This is a genomic window from Streptomyces sp. NPDC017056, from assembly GCF_044332485.1.
Lineage (GTDB): Bacteria > Actinomycetota > Actinomycetes > Streptomycetales > Streptomycetaceae > Streptomyces.
Genome location: NZ_JBIRPD010000011.1, coordinates 102325 through 118248, shown reverse-complemented (window position 1 = coordinate 118248; position 15924 = coordinate 102325). Strand labels below are relative to the sequence as shown.

Annotated in this window: 15 protein-coding genes and 1 pseudogene; 6 read left to right on the top strand and 10 right to left on the bottom strand. The window is 71.0% G+C overall.

Going from position 1 to position 15924, the window contains the following annotated elements; all coding sequences use genetic code 11:
• Positions 1 to 124: 124 nt before the first annotated feature.
• The 6 genes and pseudogenes from ACH4OW_RS21430 to ACH4OW_RS21405 all read right to left on the bottom strand — a co-directional run bounded on the left by ACH4OW_RS21430 (position 125) and on the right by ACH4OW_RS21405 (position 4812).
• On the bottom strand, positions 125 to 583 hold the full coding sequence (locus tag ACH4OW_RS21430) for an ATP-binding protein (RefSeq protein WP_398029771.1): 459 nt from the start codon (positions 581 to 583) through the stop codon (positions 125 to 127).
• Between the two features lie 287 nt (positions 584 to 870).
• Positions 871 to 1287 (bottom strand): (deoxy)nucleoside triphosphate pyrophosphohydrolase, encoded by a 417-nt coding sequence (locus ACH4OW_RS21425; RefSeq protein WP_398029636.1) that lies wholly within the window; start codon positions 1285 to 1287, stop codon positions 871 to 873.
• 39 nt (positions 1288 to 1326) lie between these two features.
• Positions 1327 to 1506, bottom strand: a complete 180-nt coding sequence (locus tag ACH4OW_RS21420) for an SPOR domain-containing protein (protein ID WP_360127663.1) — start codon at positions 1504 to 1506, stop codon at positions 1327 to 1329.
• 260 nt (positions 1507 to 1766) lie between these two features.
• Positions 1767 to 3497, bottom strand: a complete 1731-nt coding sequence (locus ACH4OW_RS21415; protein WP_398029633.1) for an APC family permease — start codon at positions 3495 to 3497, stop codon at positions 1767 to 1769.
• Positions 3498 to 3860: 363 nt separating this feature from the next.
• A pseudogene (locus ACH4OW_RS21410) lies at positions 3861 to 4359 on the bottom strand (IS481 family transposase); the annotation flags it as partial.
• Positions 4360 to 4446: 87 nt separating this feature from the next.
• On the bottom strand, positions 4447 to 4812 hold the full coding sequence (locus ACH4OW_RS21405; RefSeq protein WP_046929261.1) for a VOC family protein: 366 nt from the start codon (positions 4810 to 4812) through the stop codon (positions 4447 to 4449).
• 96 nt (positions 4813 to 4908) lie between these two features.
• On the opposite strand from ACH4OW_RS21405, the gene ACH4OW_RS21400 reads away from it, so the two are divergent.
• Positions 4909 to 5874 (top strand): helix-turn-helix transcriptional regulator, encoded by a 966-nt coding sequence (locus ACH4OW_RS21400; protein ID WP_398029631.1) that lies wholly within the window; start codon positions 4909 to 4911, stop codon positions 5872 to 5874.
• 48 nt (positions 5875 to 5922) lie between these two features.
• On the opposite strand, the gene ACH4OW_RS21395 is transcribed toward ACH4OW_RS21400, so the two are convergent.
• Complete coding sequence (locus ACH4OW_RS21395; RefSeq protein WP_360127658.1) at positions 5923 to 6675, bottom strand: GntR family transcriptional regulator; 753 nt, start codon at positions 6673 to 6675, stop codon at positions 5923 to 5925.
• A gap of 297 nt (positions 6676 to 6972) precedes the next feature.
• Here ACH4OW_RS21395 and ACH4OW_RS21390 point away from each other — a divergent pair, with 297 nt between their 5' ends.
• A complete protein-coding gene (locus ACH4OW_RS21390) occupies positions 6973 to 7695 on the top strand; it encodes a PIG-L deacetylase family protein (RefSeq protein ID WP_398029770.1) in 723 nt (240 codons plus the stop codon).
• A 264-nt stretch (positions 7696 to 7959) separates the two neighbouring features.
• Here the strand turns inward: ACH4OW_RS21390 and ychF are convergent, their stop codons facing one another.
• Complete coding sequence (ychF, locus tag ACH4OW_RS21385; RefSeq protein WP_360127629.1) at positions 7960 to 9048, bottom strand: redox-regulated ATPase YchF; 1089 nt, start codon at positions 9046 to 9048, stop codon at positions 7960 to 7962.
• Positions 9049 to 9634: 586 nt separating this feature from the next.
• Between ychF and ACH4OW_RS21380 the strand changes: the two genes are divergently transcribed.
• On the top strand, positions 9635 to 10300 hold the full coding sequence (locus ACH4OW_RS21380; protein ID WP_360127626.1) for a DUF6542 domain-containing protein: 666 nt from the start codon (positions 9635 to 9637) through the stop codon (positions 10298 to 10300).
• Here ACH4OW_RS21380 and ppgK read toward each other — a convergent pair.
• The gene (ppgK, locus tag ACH4OW_RS21375) at positions 10266 to 11132 is read right to left on the bottom strand and encodes a polyphosphate--glucose phosphotransferase (protein ID WP_360127623.1); all 867 of its coding nucleotides are present in this window, start codon (positions 11130 to 11132) and stop codon (positions 10266 to 10268) included. The two genes, ACH4OW_RS21380 and ppgK, sit on opposite strands and share 35 nt — an antisense overlap.
• Positions 11133 to 11233: 101 nt before the next feature.
• A complete protein-coding gene (locus ACH4OW_RS21370) occupies positions 11234 to 12277 on the bottom strand; it encodes a 4-hydroxy-3-methylbut-2-enyl diphosphate reductase (RefSeq protein ID WP_360127620.1) in 1044 nt (347 codons plus the stop codon).
• A 270-nt stretch (positions 12278 to 12547) separates the two neighbouring features.
• Between ACH4OW_RS21370 and ACH4OW_RS21365 the strand changes: the two genes are divergently transcribed.
• From ACH4OW_RS21365 to ACH4OW_RS21355, 3 genes are all read left to right on the top strand, one after another.
• Entirely contained in the window at positions 12548 to 13960 is a 1413-nt protein-coding gene (locus ACH4OW_RS21365) for an APC family permease (protein WP_398029627.1), read from the top strand.
• Between the two features lie 72 nt (positions 13961 to 14032).
• Entirely contained in the window at positions 14033 to 15286 is a 1254-nt protein-coding gene (gene xseA, locus ACH4OW_RS21360; protein WP_398029625.1) for an exodeoxyribonuclease VII large subunit, read from the top strand.
• 10 nt (positions 15287 to 15296) lie between these two features.
• Positions 15297 to 15575 carry an exodeoxyribonuclease VII small subunit gene (locus ACH4OW_RS21355; RefSeq protein ID WP_398029623.1) on the top strand — a complete coding sequence of 93 codons (279 nt, stop codon included), beginning with the start codon at positions 15297 to 15299 and terminating at the stop codon, positions 15573 to 15575.
• Positions 15576 to 15924: the final 349 nt, after the last annotated feature.

The window sequence follows — 15924 nt, the reverse complement described above, 5'->3', positions numbered from 1 at the left end:
ACGAACCGAGTATCCAGCACCGCGGCTATCCGGAACACGGTCTTCACGATCACAGCACAGTCTCGATCGCAGGCCGTCCACAGAATGTCAATGAAACGGCAACGATCAGGCCGCCACCAGACTCCTAACCCGCCACAGACAGCTCGAACCACACTGTTTTACCCGTCCTACCGTGCCGGGTGCCCCAGCGCAGCGACGTGCACGCCACCAGCTGCAACCCGCGGCCGCCCTCGTCCTCCGGCGTCGCCGTCCGCTCCCGCGGCGGATCGGGCACCGGATCGGACACCTCGACCAGCAGGTTGCCCCCGCTCTTGAGGACCATGCGCAGGCCGATGGGCCCGCTGGCGTAGCGCAGCGAATTGGTGACCAGCTCGCTGACGAGCAGCACGGTGAGGTCGGCGGCGGAGTCCAGGCCCCAGTCCTCAAGGGCCTCGCGCACCACGGCACGGGCGGTGCGCGCGGAGCCCGGCTCGGCCGGAAAGCTCCACTCGGCGATGGGAGAACCGGAGATCACACCGCGCCGGGGCGCGTACGGGGAGGATTCCTGGGCCCCTGCCGCTGCGCTGTCGCTCACGCCGATCACTTCCCAGCCCGGTGCGAACACCCTCCGGATTGTCCGTCTTGAGGGGGTAAACAGCACATACCCGGTATCAGGGCTTCAATATCGCCCTCAATGGCGCACTGTGGCACAAACGGCGTACGGGGCGGACGGGACCCCGTCGCGTACGCCTGGTACGCCGCGGGCCTCTCCGGCGCGCCGCCCGCCCCGCCGGGCAGCCCCGTACGAGGGACCCGCGTAATCCGATGATCGGCCCGTACGGGGGAACCGGCGCGCGGCCGGGCGACCCGCCCCGCACGGGGCAGGCCGGCTCAGACGCCGCCGGACGCGTACGAGGAGCCGAGGCGCCGCATCGCCTCAGCGACCGCCGGGCGGTCCTGGTCGAGCCAGTCGACCTCGTGCTCCTGGTCCGGCGCCAGCCAGCGCAGCGCGTCGTGGTCCTGGAGGGCCCGCGGCTCGCCGGACACCAGGCGGGCCGTCCACACCCGCAGCACGAGGCCGGGGCGCAGCGCCCACTCCCCCGGAATCCGTTCCAGCGGCTCGGCCTCGATACCCAGTTCCTCCCGCAGCTCGCGCGTGAGCGCCTCCTCGGGCGTCTCTCCGGGCTCCACCTTGCCGCCCGGCAGCTCCCAGCGGCCGGCCAGCGCGGCGGGCGCACTGCGCCGCGCGGCCAGCAGCCGCCCCCGGTCGAGCACCGCACCACCCACCACCACACGCACGTTCGTCATGCGCGGCAGCCTACGTCCCGCCGTGGCCGCCCCTCCGCGTCAGGCCGTGGCGTGCCCCACCCGCTCCACGACGTACAGCTGCCCGTGCCGGCGGGTATCGAGCCGGTCGGCCACCTGTTCCGCTTCCGCACGGGTGGCGTAGCGGCCGACGCGATAGCGATTGCCGCCCTCGTCCTGGCGAATGACGAGCCAGGGCAGCACCGCGCCACTGTCGGTCATCGCGCCCCTCCGTCCGCCGTCCAGCGCGCCGTCGCGCGCCCCTCCTGAACCGTTACCGAAACCGCATGCCGCATATGCCCGAGCCTACGCCCGACCTTTACGCACCGGATACGCCTTTGCACAAAGAGATACCGAACCGGCCATCGAACACGGCGCAGGACGGCGCACGGCCCCCGCTCGCCCCCGCCCCCACACACGAACGGGCGCCGCCGGCGGCCCCTGCCGCCGACGGCGCCCGTCGGATGATGCCTGCGTGGCTGCTAGGACGTGCCCGCGTCGCACTTGGCGCCGGACGCGGCCTCCCCCTCAGCCTCCCCCTCAGCCTTCCCCTCGGCCTTTCCCTCGGCCTTCTCCGCGGCCTTCTCGGCCTCGATCGCCGCCAGCGACTCCGCCTCGGCCGCCAGCAGCGTCGGGTTGCGCCAGGAGCTGCGGACGCCCCACCAGTAGAAGACCAGGCCGATCACCGCGACCACCACGATGTCCCAGCCCGGCGCCAGGTAGCCCTTGCCGCCGAACTCCGTGCCGCCCATGTACGACACGCACGCCATGACCAGCAGGTACGCCACCATCCAGGCGCCCGCCTTGAGGTGCGGCTTCAACTCGGCCCACGGCTTGCGCAGCTCGTACCAGGCCCAGACCGGCAGGCCGACCGCCATGATCAGGATGACCTTGCCGGTGAGCGGCCAGCGGCCCCAGTACAGGACCAGCGAACCGAAGACCATCGCGATCGGCGCGACGACCGGCATGATCCGCAGCTTCACCGGCCGCTGCAGGTCCGGCGCGAGGCGGCGCAGCGACATCACCGCGACCGGCCCGGTGATGTACGAGATCACGGTGGCCACCGAGACGATCTCGGCGAGCGAGCCCCAGCCGCGGAAGACCGCGAGGAAGAGGAAGGCGATGAACAGGTTCAGGACCAGCGCCGGACGCGGCACACCGGTCTTCTTGTCCACCCGGCCGAAGATCTTGGGCAGGTGCCCGTTCTCCTGCACGCCCTGGATCATGCGCGAGGTGGTGGCCGCGTAGATCATGCCCGTACCGGACGGCGAGACGAACGCGTCCGCGTACAGCAGCAGCGCCAGCCAGTTCAGGCCCCAGGCGACGGCGAGGTCGGCGAGCGGCGAGTTGTAGCCGAGGTGGGCCCAGCCGCCGGCGGACTCCAGCTTGCCGCCGGGGACGGCCATCAGGAAGGCGACCTGGAGCGCGACGTAGATGACGAGCGCGATCACGATCGAGTAGACGACGGCCTTGGGCAGCGACTTGCCCGGGTTACGGGCCTCGCCGGCCATGTTCAGCGGCGACTGGAAGCCGTTGTAGGCCCAGACGATGCCGGAGAGGGCGACGGCGGAGAAGACCGCGCTCCACCCGTTGGGCGTGAAGCCGCCGTGGTCCTTGATGTTGCTCGTGTCGAAGTGCGCCATCATCAGCGCGCTCGCGGTCAGGATCGGTACGACGACCTTGAAGACCGTGATCGCGGTGTTGGTCTTCGCGAAGAGCGAGATCGCGAACCAGTTCAGGAAGAAGTAGAAGACCAGCAGGACGCTGGCGACCGCGACACCGCTGCCGGTCAGCTCCTTGCCGTCGTACAGGGCCTGCGCCCACCCGAAGTTCCAGGAGCTCATGTACTGGACGGAGGCCGTGGCCTCCCCGGGTATGACGGAGACGATCGCGATCCAGTTCGCCCAGGCGGCGAGGTAACCGGCGAGCGAGCCGTGCGAGTACTGGCCGTAGCGGACCATGCCGCCCGCCTTGGGGAACATCGAGCCCAGTTCGGTGTACGTGAGGGCGATCGTGAGCGCGACGACCGCGCCGATGACCCAGGCGAGGATGGCGGCGGGACCAGCGATGGCGGCGGCCCGCTCGGCCCCGAAGAGCCAGCCGGAACCGATGATCGACCCAAGACCCGTGGCGGTCAGGGCAATGGTCCCGAGGGACCGTCGGTAATTCGAGTGGGAGCCCTGCTCCGCGCTCTGGGTCTGCGTCGTGCTCAACGTGCTTGGTCTCCTGATCTTCCCCCGTGCCGTGCACAAACTTCGCCATCGTAAGAGCGAATTGGAAGATCGGATTCCCAAGCGGGGTCAAAACTCCCTCCCCGCTGAGGGTGTGTGAGGTTTCCCACTCACCAATTGGCCGTTCAAATCCCGACATAGACACACATCAAGGGTGGCTACTGGCGGGTTACGCATCAGTACGCACCGTGCGATCTTGCCCGCCGAGCACCGAACGAACGGCGCGCGACCGGAGAACAGGGCATCGCGCGTGTGCGCGAGAACGCCACGTGGGCGCGGGAACGCCACATGGGCGCGGGAACGCTTCGTTACGCGTGGGGGTGCGGGAGGGGCGGGGCGCGCGGAAGGCGGGGCGGCGCGGTGCTTCTCGCCTTGGTGGCGGCCGACGTAGCGCCGGCCGCCACCGCCGGGGATGTTCCCGGGCTTCTTCACGTCCACGTGCACCAGTGATCCCGGATGGTCGTGCTCATACCGGCGGACGGGCTCACCGGTCTCACGGTCGACGTAGGCGAGTCCGTTCAGGCGGGCCGATCGCAGGATTCGATGCATTGTCGACGGGGCGGTATCGAGTCTCGCAGCGAGCTGGACCGGCCCTTCCGCAGACGGAGTCGCAGGCTGACGCACCTCTTCGTCACGGTCTTGGGTGTCTTGGCCGGAGAGCTCCGCGGTCGTGAGGATCGGTCCGGCATGGACTCGCCTGCGAGGTAGCGATCGCCCCAGCGCTTCACGGTCGGCCAGGACACCTGGAAGCGGGCCGCGACTTCGCTGATCGGCCAGCCGTCTCAGCGACGAGAGCGACCTTCAGCCGGTGGCGCGGGGTGAGGGCCGCGTCCGAATGCGACATTTCTGAGCTCCTGGACAGGCTGAAAGGCCGGCCATGGTGGGTGGCCGGCCCTTCAGCTTGGAGATATGCGAGGAGGGATAGTGCAGGTCAGTCGACCGGGGAGACTCGGATGAGGTTGCCGTCAGGGTCCGTGATCACGAATGTGCGGCCGAAGACAGCATCATGCGGCTCCTGCACGACGTGGACCCCCTTCGAGGCCCACCTCGTGAAGATCTCGTCAATCGCCTGCGATGGCCCCGGCACCATGAGTCCGATCTCTGTCGTACGAGGGAGGCTCGGGACCGCGTGCTCGCTGTAGCCCGTCCACAGTGCGAACAAGACACCGGGGGCAGCTTCGAACGCTACGTAGTGGGGACTGGTGAAGGTCGGCTCGATCTCGAACAGGTCGCTGTAGAAGGCGGTGGCGGCCTCGGCGTCGCGGACGCCGATCAGGAACAGATTCGGTGCGGGCATGGAGCGCTCCTCAACTCGTTGATTTCCCGGTCCAGCACCCAGTGGATCAACCAATCGCGACGGAACCTGTCACCTTTTCTGAAAACATGGGTAAGCATGAAGGCGTCAAGGCTCCTGCATCTCCTGCTGCTCCTGCAGACCCGTCAGCGGCTCACTACTACGGAGCTCGCCGCGCGTCTTGAGGTGTCCCGGCGGACTGTGCTGCGGGACGTCGAGGCGCTATCGACAGCGGGCGTGCCCGTCTATGCCGAACGTGGGCGAAACGGCGGGATCGTCCTGCTCCCCAGTGCACGGCTCAGCGCATCCCATCTGGAACCACCAGAACTGGAGGCCCTGTCCGTGGCCGGCTTGGACAGCGCACTACGTGAGCGAATGGGCCTGACTGCGGCGTGGGAGTCGGCCGAGCGCAAGATCGCCGCCCGCCAGGCTGCAGCACCAAAGTCGCCGAGCCCGCTGCGGCTGGCCGACCTTGTGCTGGTCGACAGCACTGCGTGGTTTGCTGCCCCCGAGGCAGCGGTCGAAGTATCGGACCTGGCCTCGACCCTGCGACACCGGCGACGCCTTCGAGTCCTGTACCGGCGCAGCGCCGAGAGCCAGGCCTCGACACGGGTGGTCGACCCGTACGGGCTCGTGGCGAAATCAGGTCGCTGGTATCTCGTCGCCGATGACCAGGGCGACAGCCGGCTGCTCGCTCTGGAACGACTGTTGGCCTTCGAACAGCTAGACGCACCAGCCGTGCTCCAACCGGGCGAAACCCTCCGCACCAGATGGGCCGTGTTGAAGAGACGCACTGAGGAGCAAGATCGCGTGAGCGTGACCATCCGCCTGCCGGAAAAGGGTCTCGACCTGGCGCGGCGCATCCTCGGCACCCGCATCCACCATGTCTCCGACGCGGAAAAAGGCTCGTGCGTCGTCGTCGTGCGCTACCCCGACATCGAGTCGGTGCGTCAGCTTCTTCAGTTCGGCGACCACATCGAGGTGCTCGCCCCTGAGACGGCCCGCGCACGCATCAGTCAGCTCGCCAGGGACCTGGCCAACAGGCACTCAACCCCCGCATCGTGATTGCCGATCAGGCCCCCTGTTCTCCATCAACGTGCCCGGTCAGTACAGCTAGTGCACCGGCAAGTGGTAGGCCACCCGGTGGCGGTCGGCGAGCGTCACGACGTCGGCCGTCTCCACCGGGCGGCCGCCCGCGAAGTACGTACGCGAGATGACCAGCACCGCATGCCCCGGAACCCCGCCCAGCGCCATGGCCTCCTCCGCCAGCCCCGGCCGCGCGCCGACCTCCTCGACCACGTTGTCCACGATCACGTCGATGGCCGCCATCCGCTCGACCACCCCGCGCCCCGCCAGCGGCCCCTCCTCGGGCAGCATCACGGGCGTACGCCCGGTCAGGTCCAGCGGCTCCCAGGACGTGGAGAGCATGGACGGCTCGCCCTCCGCCCGGAAGAGATAGCGCGTCCGCATCACCCGGTCGCCCACCTGGATGCGCAGCCGGGACGCGACGGCCGGGTCGGCCTCCTCCCGCTCGCTGCTGGACTCCCAGGTGCCCTTGACCCGCTCGTCGGCCTGCTCCTGGCGGAAGGGCGTGGCTCCGACGCCGGTGCGGTAGCCGGCACGGGCGATGCGGCGCGGGACGGGCTGCTCGCGCACATACGTCCCCGACCCGGAGCGGCCCTCGACCAGTCCCTCGGCCATCAGCACCTTGCGGGCCTCCAGGGCGACCGTGTCGGAGACGCCGTACTCCTCGCGGATGCGGGCCTGGGAGGGGAGGCGGGTGTGCGGGGGCAGCACACCTTCGACGATCTTCTGGCGCAGGTCGCCGGCGACGCGGAGGTACGCGGGCTGCTCACCGAAAGGCACATGCCCCTCCCAACAGCTTGACAGTCAGCAACAGCCTGGCAACCGCGTGTTGTTGACCGCAAGCCTGGGCCAGTAATTCACTCGATGTGATGAAGCCCAGCTCAACCGGCCTTGTGATCATGGAACTTGACCGTCGGAAAGCGTCTGTTCCCGGCCGCCCGGCGATGCCGTACGTTTCGTGCGAGAGTCTGTACGAGCTGCCCGCCCACACGAGCCGCGCCCGAGCGGCAAGGGAAGGAGCACACCGTGCGAGACGCCCCCGCCGACACTCCCACCCCCTCCACCCTCCTCTCCCCCATGCCGGAGGACTGGCAACGCGCGCTGGCCGTCGTCGCCCACCCCGACGACCTCGAATACGGCGCGGCAGCCGCCGTCGCCGAGTGGACGGCGGCCGGGCGCGAGGTCACGTACCTCCTGGTCACGCGCGGTGAAGCCGGTATCGACGGCCTCGGCCCCGAGGAGTGCGCCCTGGTCCGTGAGGCGGAGCAGCGGGCCGGCGCGGCCGTGGTCGGCGTACGGACGGTGGAATTCCTGGACCGGCATCGCGACGGCGTCATCGAGGTTGGGCTGCCCCTGCGCCGCGACCTGGCGGCCGCCGTCCGCCGGCACCGGCCCGAGCTGCTGATCACCCTCAACCACCACGACACCTGGGGCGGAGTCGCCTGGAACACGCCCGACCACCGGGTGGTGGGCCGCGCCGCCCTGGACGCGGCCGGCGACGCGGGCAACCGCTGGATCTTCCCCGACCTGACCACCGAACTCGGCCTCGCCCCCTGGAACGGCGTCCGCTGGGTGGCGGTGGCCGGCTCCCCTTATCCGACACACGCCAAGGAGGTCGGCCCCGGAATCGACCGGGCGGTCGACTCCCTCGCCGAGCACCGCGCGTACATCACGGGCCTGGAAGACGCGGGCAAGGACCCGGCCGCGTACGCCCGCGCCTTCCTCGAACCCATGCTCCGCGCGGCGGGCGAGCAGTACCGCGGCACCCCCGCCACCCTCTTCCAGCTCTACCCCCGCTGACTCCCAGCACCGCCCCCACCAGACACAGCACCCCGCGCCACAAACCCCGCCACCCGCCCGGGCTACGCATACACCTGCCCACCCCCGGTCTCCCCCACCGACCGCCGCAATCCCGCCTCCACCAACCCGGCCGAAATCCCCAACCCCTCCCCAACCGGACGCGCCCGCCACGCACGGACATGACCAAGGGGCCGGCCCCCGGAGGAGCCGGCCCCTTCTGGCCTGTATGCCTGATGAACTACCCGACTTGCAGTAGCTACCCGCTCACACGTTAAAGCGGAACTCCACCACATCCCCGTCCTGCATCACATAGTCCTTGCCTTCCATTCGCGCCTTACCAGCAGCGCGGGCTTCGGCCACCGAGCCTGTTTCGACCAGGTCTTCGAAAGAGATGACCTCGGCCTTGATGAAGCCCTTTTGGAAGTCGGTGTGGATGACGCCGGCTGCCTCGGGGGCCGTGGCGCCCTTCTTGATGGTCCAGGCGCGGGTTTCCTTGGGGCCGGCGGTGAGGTAGGTCTGCAGGCCGAGGGTGTTGAAGCCGACGTGGGCGAGGGTGGCGAGGCCGGGCTCTTCCTGGCCTACGGACTGGAGGAGTTCGAGGGCCTCCTCCTCGTCGAGTTCGGCGAGGTCGGCTTCGAGCTTGGCGTTGAGGAAGATGGCCTCGGCGGGGGCCACCAGGGCGCGCTGCTCGGCCTTGAAGTCCTCGTCGGTCAGCTCGTCCTCGTCGACGTTGAAGACGTAGAGGAAGGGCTTGGTGGTGAGGAGGTGCAGGTCGTGGAGGAGCTCTTCATTGCCGGAGCCCTGGACGATGCCCGCCGAGAAGAGGGTGTCGCCCTTTTCCAGGATCGCCTTGGCCTCCTCGACCGCCTTGACCTTCGGGGCGACGTCCTTCTTGATGCGCGACTCCTTCTGGAGGCGCGGCAGGACCTTCTCGATGGTCTGGAGGTCGGCGAGGATCAGCTCGGTGTTGATGGTCTCGATGTCGTCCTTGGGCGAGACCTTGCCGTCTACGTGGACGACGTTCTCGTCCTTGAAGGCGCGGATGACCTGGCAGATCGCGTCCGACTCGCGGATGTTCGCGAGGAACTTGTTGCCCAGGCCCTCGCCCTCGGAGGCGCCGCGGACGATGCCGGCGATGTCGACGAAGTCGACGGTGGCAGGGAGGATCTTCTGGGAGTCGAAGATCTCGGCCAGCTTGGCCAGGCGGGGGTCGGGGACGCCGACGACGCCGACGTTGGGCTCGATGGTGGCGAACGGGTAGTTGGCCGCCAGCACGTCGTTCTTGGTCAGGGCGTTGAACATGGTCGACTTGCCGACATTCGGCAGACCGACGATTCCGATCGTGAGCGACACGGTGGCGACTTCCCGGGAGAGGACTGGGCGGCGGTACGTACGGGCCCGCGGGGGGCCGGAGCGGCCCTTTGGGGCCAGGTCGGCCCGCGACGGGCCGGTCGCCCAGTCTACGGGGCGGCCGACACCGCCGGGCGGGTGGCGGGGAGGGATGGGGAGGAGGGGTGTGGGGGAGGGGGGATGTGGGGGTTGGGTGCGGGGTAGGAGGGGAGGGGTGGTTACGGTGGGTGATGGGGCGTGGGGTGGTTTGTCCACCGAATGGGCCGGTCTGGTCGGACAAAACGCGTGTCCTGTAACCGATTAATCCCACTTAGCGGCCTACCGTGGCCGAGTGGAGCAACACAGAGCGCGCAGCCCCCAGCACAGTCCGCCCCGGACCGTCCGTCCGGCAGCGGGCCAGGACGCACGGCTTCCCCGCCCCGCGGAAGCCGTTACGTCGGACGCTTCGGATGCCTTGGACGCCCGGGATGCCCGAGGTATGCGGGTTTCCTCGGGGAGTCCGGGCGCCCCGCGGGCGCCAGGTGCCCCACGGGCCCCCGGAGCCCCACGTGCGCCGGGCGCGGACGAGCCCGGCGGTGAGAGTTCGACCGTGTACCGGGTACGGCCGCGCCGCCGCGGGCCCCTGGCTCCGCTGGCGGCCGCGGCCGCGCGGTTTCCCGCGCCGCGGCTCACCGGGCTGGGCTGCGGCCTGCTCGGTGCCCTCGCGCTCTTCGCCTTCGCCGCCCTCGACCAGTTCCTGTTCGACGGCGCGCCGACGGTGTACGGGGTCTTCTTCGTGCTGGTCAGCGTGTGCGCGGGCTTGTGGGTACGGCCGTACGACCTGATCACCGCCCCGATCGCGCTGCCCATCGCGTACACCCTCGGCACCGTTCCGATCAGCCACAGCGCGGGCGGCATCGCCGGGCTGCTGATGGGCGTCTTCACGGTGATGGCGACGCAGGCCGGCTGGCTCTACACGGGGACGCTGGTCTGCGCGCTGATCGTCGTCGTCCGCAAGGCGGCGGCCATCGCGCGGCGGCAGGCCGCTCGGCAGGCGCGCCGGGCGGCGGGCTGCGCGCCCCGGGGGCGTACGCCGCGGCAGGCGCCCCCGGCGGCCGGCCAGGCGCCGGCGCGCAAGGCGCGGATGCGGCAGCGGCTGGAGCAGGGGCCGGGACCGGGGCAGCGCCCCGGCCTGGGCCAGGGGGCGCACCACCGTGGTCCGGGGCAGCCCGCGGGCCAGGTCAGGGATCGGCCGGCCAGCCGACCTGCGACGTAGCGGCCGCGTCGGCACCGGTCGCGGCCGCGGGGCCCGGCGGGGCGCCCGCGCCCGCCGGGGCCGCGGGGCCGTCCTGGAGTGCGGCGCGGGCGGCCATCGCGGCGCCCACGATGCCGGCGTTGTTCTGCAGTTGCGCGGGGACGATCTCCGCCTTGACGCCCTCGATCAGCGGCAGGAACTTCTCCGCCTTGCGGCTGACGCCGCCGCCGATCACGAACAGGCGGGGCGAGAAGAGCATCTCCACGTGGGCGAGGTACTTCTGCACGCGGCGCGCCCACTGCTGCCAGCTCAGGTCCTCGTCGTCCTTGACCTTGGTGGACGCCCGTTTCTCGGCGTCGTGGCCGTGCAGTTCCAGGTGGCCGAGCTCGGTGTTGGGGACGAGCTTGCCGTCGGTGAAGACGGCGCTGCCGATGCCGGTTCCGAAGGTGAGCACGACGACCGTGCCCGTCGTACGGTCCCTGCCGGCCCCGAAGTGCATCTCGGCCAGGCCCGCCGCGTCCGCGTCGTTCAGGACGGTGACCGGGCAGCCGCCGGTGTCGCCGCCGAGGCGGCCGGCGAGCAGCGCGGCGGCGTTCCGGTCGATCCATCCCGGGTCGACGTTGGCCGCCGTACGGGTGACGCCGTCGGTCACCACTCCGGGGAACGTCGCGCCGACCGGCCCTGACCAGCCGAAATGGTCCACGACCTGCCGGACGCAGTCCGCGACCGCGTCCGGGGTGGCCGGATGCGGGGTCAGCACCTTGAACCGCTCGTCCGCCAGGTCGCCGCGCTCCAGGTCCACCGGGGCGCCCTTGATGCCCGACCCGCCGATGTCCACACCAAAGACCTTCATGCCTACGAGGCTAGGCGGGGACGGGCCGGTTCACCCCTCGACCTCCGAGATCACCGGCCGGGCCGGTAAGCCGGGCCGGTGGGCCGGCCCGGCCGCCGCTCTCAGTCCTCCGCGGCCGTCTTGGCCTCCGCGCGCAGGTCGCGGCGCAGCTCCTTGGGCAGCGAGAAGGTGATGGACTCCTCGGCGGACTTGACCGTCTCGACGTCCTCGTAGCCGCGCTGCGCGAGCCAGTCCAGTACGCCGTGGACCAGGACCTCGGGGACGGAGGCGCCGGAGGTGAGGCCGACGGTGCGCACGCCCTCCAGCCAGCTCTCGTCGATCTCCTCGGCGCCGTCGACCAGGTGGGCGGCGCCGGCGCCCGCGCCGAGGGCGACCTCGACGAGGCGGACGGAGTTCGAGGAGTTCTTGGAGCCGACGACGATGACGAGGTCGGCCTGGGCGCCCATCTCCTTGACGGCGGTCTGCCGGTTCTGGGTGGCGTAGCAGATGTCGTCGCTGGGCGGGGAGAGCAGGTTGGGGAAGCGGCCCTTGAGGGCGCCGACCGTCTCCATGGTCTCGTCGACCGACAGGGTGGTCTGGGAGAGCCAGACGACCTTGTCCGGGTCGCGGACCTCGACGTTCTTCACGTCGTCGGGGCCGTCGACCAGGGTGATGTGGTCGGGGGCCTCGCCGCTGGTGCCGATGACCTCTTCGTGGCCCTCGTGGCCGATCAGGAGGATGTCGAAGTCCTCCTTGGCGTACCGGACGGCTTCTTTGTGGACCTTGGTGACCAGCGGGCAGGTCGCGTCGATGGTGGCGAGCTTGCCGCGCTTGGCCTCGTCGTGGACGACCGGGGCGACACCGTGCGCGGAGAAGATGACGATGTTGCCCTCGGGCACCTCCGCGGTCTCGTCGACGAAGATCGCGCCCTTCTTCTCCAGGGTCTTGACCACGTACTTGTTGTGGACGATCTCGTGGCGCACGTAGACGGGCGCGCCGTACTGCTCAAGGGCTTTCTCGACGGCGATCACGGCACGGTCCACGCCCGCGCAATAGCCGCGGGGGGCGGCGAGCAGGACCCGGCGGCGGTCCTCGCCGCGCGAGACGTCTCCGTCCTGGGCGGTGGCTGGCGACGGGCTGGGCGTAGCAGCAGTCATACGAACCATCGTACGGGGCCGACTTCGGGGTACGTGATCTGCCGGGGCGCGATGGAGTGACCCCGGTCGCGGGCCCGCGGGGGCGGTGCGCCGGGCGCACGCCCGCGCGGACGAAGACGGACGCGCCCACCCGATCGGCATCGCGCGCGTCCGTCCCGTTCCTGGCGCGTCCATCCCGTTCCTGGCGCGTCCATCCTGCCGCTGACGCGGCCTTGCCCGAAGCTGGTGGACAACCGACGATCATCGTCGGCCCGTATGCCCCCTGCCGAGGTGTCCGTCATGACCGCACCGTCCGAGCCGAACCCGTCCTCCCCGCCGCCCCCCGGCGCGCCCGGAGCGTCCGCAGCGCCGGACGGCGGCGGGCTGCGGCGCACGCTGTCCTTCCGTGACCTGATCGTCTACGGGCTGCTGTTCATCGCCCCGATGGCACCGGTCGGCATCTTCGGCACGCTCCAGGCCAAGTCGCACGGGGCGATCACCGTCGTCTACGTGGTGGCGACGGTCGCGATGGCCTTCACGGCCTATTCGTACGCCCAGATGGTGCGGGTCGCACCGCAGGCCGGCTCGGTGTTCACGTACGCGCGGGTCGGGCTGGGCGAGGGCGCGGGCTTCGTCGCGGGGTGGATGGCGATGCTCGACTACCTGCTGATCCCGGCGGTCGCGTACCTCTTCTCCGGCATCGCGATGCACGCGCTGGTGCCGTCCGTGCACCAGTGGGTCTGGACGGCGCTCGCGGTGGTCGTCACCACGCTCCTGAACCTGTCGGGGGTGCGGGCCGCGGCCGTGGTCGGCTTCGCGGTGCTGGCGATGGAGCTGGTGGTGCTGGCGGTCTTCGTGGTGGCGGCGTTGTGGGTGCTGGCCACGGACGGGGCGCAGCGGGGCTGGTCGGAGCCGCTGACCGGCGAGGGGGCCTTCTCCACGAGTGCGGTGCTGGCCGCGGTGTCGGTGGCGGTGCTGTCGTACCTGGGGTTCGACGCGATCGCGTCGTTCGCGGAGGAGACGACGGGGGGATCGGCGCGGGTGGCGCGGGCCGTGCTGACCTGCCTGGTGGCGGCGGGGGTGCTGTTCGCCGTACAGACGTATCTGGCGGCGCTGCTGGCGCCGATGTCGGCGGCCGAGCTGGCGGCGAAGCCCGCCGAACAGGGAGACGCTTTCTATACGACGGCGGACGCGGCCGTCGGCGAGTGGCTGCAGAAGCTGGTGGCGGCGAGCAAGGCGATCGGTGCGGCGTTCGCGGCGCTGGCCGGGCAGGCGGCGGCCGGGCGGCTGCTGTTCGCGATGGCGCGGGACCGGCGGCTGCCGGGCGCGATCTCGAAGGTGGACGCGGGGAGCGGGGTACCGCGGCGGGCGCTGCTGGGCGCCGCGGTGGTGACGCTGGTCGCGGCGGTGTGGGCGGCCCGGCGCGACGACGGTCTGGACCATCTCTCCTCGATCGTCAACGTGGGCGCGCTGACGGCCTTCGGTCTGCTGCACGCGTCGGTGATCGGCTGGTTCTGGGTGCGCAAGCGGGCCGCTCACCCGAATCTGCTGCGGCACGTCCTGGTGCCGGTGCTGGGCTTGGCGGTGGTGGTCGCGGTCATCGTGGAGGCGTCCGGGACCGCGCAGGTCGTGGGCGCGGTCTGGTTGGCGGTGGGGCTGGTGGTGCTGGCGGTGCAGTACGGGCGGCGGAAGGGCGGGGCGGCGGGTGGCTGACGCCGCGGCAGCCCGTACAGGGCCGGAGTCGCGCACCCCGCCGCTGTCGGTGCCGGGCTATACGCTCAAGGGATGAGTGTGAGGACGTCTGCGGAGGCGCCGATCCCGGTCGGCGAGGTGTCGCGGCTCATCGGGGGGTGGATCGACCGGCTGGGGGCCGTCTGGGTCGAGGGGCAGATCACGCAGCTGTCGCGGCGGCCCGGGGCCGGTGTGGTCTTCCTGACGCTGCGCGACCCGTCGTACGACATCTCGCTGAGCGTCACGTGCTACCGCCAGGTCTTCGACAAGGTCGCGGACGTGATCAGCGAGGGCGCGCGCGTCGTCGTGCACGCCAAGCCCGAGTGGTACGCGCCGCGCGGCCAGCTCTCGCTGCGGGCCGCCGAGATCAAGCCGGTGGGCGTCGGCGAGCTGCTGGCACGGCTGGAGCAGCTGAAGAAGTCCCTCGCCGCCGAGGGCCTGTTCCGGGCGGAGCGCAAGCGCGGGCTGCCGTTCCTGCCGCAGCTGATCGGCCTGGTGTGCGGCCGGGCCAGCGCCGCCGAGCGGGACGTGCTGGAGAACGCCCGGCTGCGCTGGCCCGCCGTCCGCTTCGAGGTGCGCAACGTGCCGGTGCAGGGTGTGCACGCGGTCCCGCAGGTGATCGAGGCGGTCAAGGAGCTGGACGCGCTGCCCGAGGTCGACGTGATCATCGTGGCGCGCGGCGGCGGCAGCGTCGAGGACCTGCTGCCGTTCTCGGACGAGCAACTGGTACGGGCCGTGGGCGCGGCCCGTACGCCCGTCGTGTCCGCGATCGGGCACGAACCGGACTCGCCGCTGCTGGACCTGGTCGCCGACCTGCGGGCTTCGACGCCGACGGACGCGGCGAAGAAGGTCGTACCGGACGTCGGCGAGGAGTTCGCCCGTATCCAGCAGCTGCGGGAGCGGGCGCTGCGCGCGGTCGGCGGCTATCTGGACCGCGAGGAGCGGGGCCTGGCGGCAGCCCTGAGCCGACCCTCGATGGAGCGACCCCACCGGATGGTCGAGGAGCGCGAGGACCAGGTCACGGCGCTACTGGAGCGCGGCAGGCGCACACTGGGGCATCTGCTGGACCGGGCCGACTCCGAGCTGTCGCACACGCTGGCGCGGGTGGTCGCCCTCTCCCCCAAGGCCACTTTGGAACGGGGTTACGCGGTGCTCCAGAAGCCGGACGGGGAGGCCGTGCGCTCCCCCGGCGAGGTCGCGGACGACGACGTGCTGCGGGCCCGGGTCGCCGAGGGCGAGTTCCAGGTCAGGGTGGCCGGCTCACGGTCCGATGTCACAGCCCCGGAAGATGTCACAGCCCCGGAATAGGGTGGGAAGCATGGCGAAGGCGAAGACGGACGACACGGCGGCGGACGGTACGGCGGTGGACGGCACCGCGGACGCGGCGCAGCCGGACGGGTCCACGCTCGGGTACGAACAGGCCCGGGACGAGCTGATCGAGGTCGTCCGCAGCCTGGAGGCCGGCGGGACCACGCTGGAGGAGTCGCTCGCGCTCTGGGAGCGCGGTGAGGAGCTGGCGAAGGTCTGTCGCCGCTGGCTGGACGGGGCCCGGGCGCGGCTGGACGCGGCGCTGGCGGAGGAGGAAGCGGCCGAGTAGCGGCCGGGCGCCCGCCCCGGACGGTTCCAGGCGGTCCCGGGCACCCCCGGGCGGTCCCGGACGGTTCCAGGCGGTCTCAGGCGCCCCGGACGATCCCGGATGCCCCCGCATGGTTCCGGTCAGTCTCCGGCGGCCGCGGACGGTTCCGGTCGGTACAGAGCACCCCCGGACGGTACCGAGCGCCCCCGGCCAGTATCGGGCGGCCCCGGCCCCCGCACGGTTCCGGTCAGTCTCCGGCGGCCGCGGACGGTTCCGGTCGGCACCGAGCGCCCCCAGACGGTTCCGCTCACCCCCCGAAGCACCCCCACTCCCCCTGTGAATCAGGTCACGTTCCCCCCGTATTAGTTGA